4 protein-coding genes and 1 pseudogene are annotated in these 4,757 nt (G+C 61.6%); 2 read left to right on the top strand and 3 right to left on the bottom strand.

Annotated features, from left to right (window positions below):
* Positions 1-175: pseudogene (locus WCA53_RS32615) on the top strand (MFS transporter); the annotation flags it as partial.
* A gap of 396 nt (positions 176-571) precedes the next feature.
* Positions 572-850 carry a BON domain-containing protein gene (locus WCA53_RS32610; RefSeq protein ID WP_423921634.1) on the top strand — a complete coding sequence of 93 codons (279 nt, stop codon included), beginning with the start codon at positions 572-574 and terminating at the stop codon, positions 848-850.
* A 101-nt stretch (positions 851-951) separates the two neighbouring features.
* Here WCA53_RS32610 and WCA53_RS32605 read toward each other — a convergent pair whose 3' ends face one another.
* From WCA53_RS32605 to WCA53_RS32595, 3 genes are all read right to left on the bottom strand, one after another.
* Positions 952-1,836 carry an SMP-30/gluconolactonase/LRE family protein gene (locus WCA53_RS32605; protein WP_423921631.1) on the bottom strand — a complete coding sequence of 295 codons (885 nt, stop codon included), beginning with the start codon at positions 1,834-1,836 and terminating at the stop codon, positions 952-954.
* Positions 1,833-2,600, bottom strand: a complete 768-nt coding sequence (locus WCA53_RS32600; RefSeq protein ID WP_423921628.1) for an SDR family NAD(P)-dependent oxidoreductase — start codon at positions 2,598-2,600, stop codon at positions 1,833-1,835. The genes WCA53_RS32605 and WCA53_RS32600 overlap by 4 nt, the downstream gene beginning before the upstream one ends.
* 81 nt (positions 2,601-2,681) lie before the next feature.
* Positions 2,682-4,757 (bottom strand): glycoside hydrolase family 3 N-terminal domain-containing protein (locus tag WCA53_RS32595; RefSeq protein WP_423921625.1); only part of this gene is annotated, 2,076 nt, incomplete at its 5' end.

The following is a 4,757-nucleotide window of genomic DNA, read 5'->3' as shown; positions in this document are numbered from 1 at the left end:
CATCAACTCGGTCGGCAATCTCTCCGGTTTTACGGGCTCGATGATTACCGGGGTGGCCAAGCAGTGGACCGGCAACATCAACAACGGCACTTACGCGCTGGGTGCGTGCCTGCTTGTGAGTTGTGGGCTCATCCTGCTGATTCCGAAGAACATGCTAGGACACGCCAGCGACTGAAGACGCGGCTGCTGAGCTTAAGAAACACAAGAAACACAAACAGAACGCCCCGACCTTTTCACGGAGGTCGGGGCGTTGTTTCTTCTGTCAATTGCGGGTGCTTTTCGACTGCGGCAAAGGGCGTGCCAGTCGCGGGTTCTGCTCTGCGCACGCGCGCAAGTCGCGGTGGCGGTCGTCAGGGCATCTCCCTATGTTTTATTTTATTTTGTTCTACCCTGTTAATAAGTCACGTCAACGTCGGTCCGGACCGCTGCCAAAAACACGGGCCTGCGGCCACTTCGTCAGCGGCCTCTAATTGAATTGGTATGACGTACTACTACGCACCGACCACGCGTCTCTTTCGTCTGTGCGGGCGCCGGAAATCCCGGCACGTTCCCTTGTCTGCATGGAGGTTGTATGAAAGCTGCACTTGCTTCGATTCTCGCAGTGGCGTTTTCTTGTTCGATGATTCCCGCGGCGCACGCCGACGACGGCCAGCTTGCCTACCAGGTACGCAAAGCGGAGGCGCTGGGTGGCGTGAACATGTCTCACGTCATGGTCCTGACCCGATCCGGCCAGGTAACCCTCGTTGGATGGGTTGACAACGGGTTCGACCAAGTCGGGAAGGCCCAGAGAGCCGCGACGAGTGTCGCCGGCGTCACGGGGGTCGACAATTGGCTTACCCGTGGGCAGTGAGGTCCTACGGACGCGTCGCGTAATCGACGTAATCGAATACCTGACGCGAGGCACGCTCGTCCGGAACAAACATCGGACGAGCGGCCTGCGCGTCAGGACCGTTATTGCGAGAAGCCCTTGGTGCAATGCGCCTGGGGCTGACCGGGCGTCGGCGAGCGAAACGAAAACAATCCGCCGGCAAGCGGCTGCTTCAGACGCTCTTCCTGCGACAGACCCTTCCATGCTGTCGAGACGTAAGCAGTCCGTAGATCGTCTCCGCCAAATGCAAGCTTCGTAATATTGGCGCAAGGAAACGGCACCTGTTCCACGAACTTGCCGTCGGGCGAGAACCGTTCGATACGCCATCCGCCAAAAAGCGCAACCCATACGAAGCCGTCGGCATCGACCGCCATTCCATCCGGATAACCGTCGCCGGTAATGGAGGCGAACGTGCGTTTGCCCGACAACGTGCCGTCTTCACTCACTTCGAATGCATACACTACGCGCCGCAAAGTGTCGTTGTGGTAGAGCGTGCGACCGTCCGGGCTCATCGCCGGTCCGTTCGTGATCACATATCCACTGTCCTGAACCGCCAACTCACCGTCATTGCTCGCACGATACAGCGAGCCGGTCGGCTGCTCCTCGGCGTCGTCCATTGACCCGAACCACAGGTGACCGCTGGCGTCGACGAATCCATCATTGAGCCGGTTGCCTGGCAGGTGCGCTTCGACCTCCTTCAGTATGCTGAATTGGCCGGTCCCAGCGTCGAACCGGTACAGACCGTCCGGCAGGCCACAGACGAAGCGACCGTCGCCAAGCGGCGCGACAAAGCCGGGCTGCGCGGGCGCCGGCCACGTCTCTTTCAGTCCCGTGGCAATCGACAGACGATGGATATTGCGGCCCTTGATGTCGACGAAGTAGACCGCGTTCTCCTCCGCCTGCCACAGGGGACCTTCCGCTAGTTCGGCGCCGACCGGCCATACGCAGACAGGGGTGCTGGTTTTCATTCGCCGTACCACCCGGCGTCGACGAAATAGTCGCGGCCAGAGCAACGGGCCGCGTCGTCGGACGCGAGAAACAGCGCCATCCGGGCGACGTGCTCGGGTTCGATACGCAAGCGTAGACATTGGCTCGCGACGACCTTGGCTTCGCTCTCAGGTGATTGCCAGAGTTGCATCTGACGGGGCGTCCTGACCGCCCCCGGGATAATGCAGTTCACGCGTATGCCGGCCTCTCCGAGGTCGCGCGCGAGTCCGCGCGTCAGCCCCTCAATGCCGGCCTTCGCGCTCATATACAGGGAGAGGTTTGGCAAGGCCAGATGCCAGGAGATCGAGCCCAGGTTAAGGACCACACCCCGACCGTTCTTGCGCATGCCGGCCGCTGCGGCCTGAGCGCAAAAGAAATAGTGCTTCAGGTTAACTGCTATGCGGTCGTCCCAATACGTCGGCGTGACTGCGTCAATTTCGTGCCGCTCGTCATTGCCTGCATTGTTGACCAGGACTTCAATCGGTCCGGCGATATCGACGATTTCGGAAAAGGTGCTTTGTATCGCGTCGGCGCTGCGCAGATCGCAGCGTCGAAACAATGGCGGATGGCTCGCGTCGCGCAGCGATTCCTGCAACGCGAGCGAATCCTCGACCGCGACATCAAGGAAAAAAACCCGCGCACCTTGCCGTGCGAATGCCTCGACCATCGCGGCGCCGATGCCGCTGCCACCACCCGTGATAACAACGGTTTTTCCAGAGAGGCTAGGATAGATTGCGTACGACATTCGATAGTCCACTTGTTACGAGTATGAGAACAAATACAGGGCGTCCTGCCGTTTTCGGCTGGCGCGCCCCCGACAATCCAGTTACGGCAGTATCTCGACTTCGCTCAACATGCGCCAGTCGCGTTCGAGTGTTCTCACGGCGTCCCCCGTGACAATCAGCGTGTCACTCAGGAGGATGTTGCGACTCGAACTTCCAACCATCAGATCGAATTCGCCCGCCTCAACGATGCGCTCCCCTCGCTCATCGGTGAAATTGAGCATATCGACCGGAATCTTCACGCGAACCCGAGCCGTGGCATCAGCCGCCAGCGGCACCCGTGCGAAGGCCTTCAATTCACGCACGGGCCTCGACGACGACGCAAGCCTGTCGCGCACATAAATCTGTACGATTTCGCACCCTTCGCGCGGACCGACGTTCTCGACCGTGAAGGTAAATTCGAAGGTCCCGTCCCCGATCGGCGCTTCACGCCGCGCGACGCTCAGACTCGCGTAGCGGAACTGGGTATAGCTCAGTCCAAAACCGAACGGGTAGCGGGAACCAAAATGGTAGGCGACCGGGGTGCCCGCGCTCTTCAGCCGGTGATTGTACGTATAAGGGACGGCTCCTGCACTCTTCGGCACGGACAGCGGCAGGCGGCCCGTGAAATTCGCGCGGCCCACCAGAAGATCGCCGAGTGCTTCGGCGCCCCGCTCGCCCGGCGCGAAGGCCATGACCAGCGCGGCGATCCGGTCCTCCAGACCCCCCAGGTTATACGGACGGCCGCCGGTCATGACGACCACCGTCGGCGTGCCGCTATCCACTACGGCAGCAAGCAATGCCTGCTGCACGCCGGGAAGACTCAGGCTATCGGTGTCCGAGCCTTCGCCCACCGTGCCGGACTGGAACAGCCCTGCCAGATCGCCGACGAAGACGAGCGCGACGGTGGCCTGGCGCGCTGCATCGACGGCAGCCGCGATGCGTCCTGTGTCCTGGCTGATCAGGTTGTCGCGGTTTGCATCTGCCATGACCTCGAGCGACACGTCGCCGGGAAACACCGGCGCGCCCGCACGCCGCTCCGTAATGATGTCGCAGCCGCGCGCATAGATAACCCGCTCCTCACCGAGCAACGAGCGCAGCGTCTGCAGCGGCGTCTCCATCGACGCGCCCGACTGCTCGCCGGCATTGATCAGGTGCACCGGGAAACTGTAGCCTGCCAACAGCGCCAACGGATCGTCGGCGGTCGGTCCGATGACCGCGACCTTGCCGTTGACGGCCCCTTTGACGTCCAGTGGCAACACGCCGCCTTCATTGCGCAGGAGTACGGCCGATTCGAGAGCCACCTGGTATGCGGCGTCGCCGGCCGCTTCGCTTCGCAGATCGACCCGGTCCGGATCGGCATAGGGATTTTCGAACAGGCCGATACGGAACTTCATGCGCAACACTCGCGATACAGCGGCGTCGATTGTCTCCGCGCTGATCTCACCGCGTTCCAGCGCTTCTTTCAGGTGCAGCGCGCATTCGTGTCCGGGCAACTCGATGTCGAGTCCGGCATTGAACGCCAGTGCTGCCGCCGCTGCGCTGTCGCGTGCGATGCCGTGATGACTGTAGAGCAAATCCACGGCTGCATAGTCCGCGACAATCAACCCGTCGAAGCCCCACTTTTCGCGCAGGGTCTCGTGAAGCAACTTGCGGTCCGCATGGCAGGGCACGCCATCTATATCGTGGTAGGCCGGCATGATGGAACCGGCATTCGCAAGCTTGACCGCCATCTCGAACGGCAGCATGAAGACGTCGTTGAGCTCGCGCGGGCCGACGTGAACGGGCGCGTGGTTGCGCGCGCCTTCGCTTGCCGAATGCGCGACAAAATGCTTGAGCGTCGCGAGCACGTCACGCCGTTCTCCTTGCACCCCCTTGACGTAGCGAGATGCGAGCACGCCGACCAGATACGGATCTTCGCCGAGCGTCTCTTCCGTGCGTCCCCAGCGGGGATCGCGCGACACGTCCAGCACAGGCGCGAGACCTTGATGGCAACCGATCGAGCGCGCCTGCTCGCCAATGATTTCCCCGACCTCTCCGACCAGACGCGGATTCCACGTCGCCGCATAGTTCAGTGGCGACGGAAACAGCGTTGCGTCCTTGATCATCAGGCCAACCAGACACTCTTCGTGGGACATCAC

The organism is Caballeronia sp. (assembly GCF_049581465.1).
Taxonomy (GTDB): Bacteria; Pseudomonadota; Gammaproteobacteria; order Burkholderiales; family Burkholderiaceae; genus Caballeronia.
This window is presented reverse-complemented; position numbering and strand designations above follow the sequence as displayed.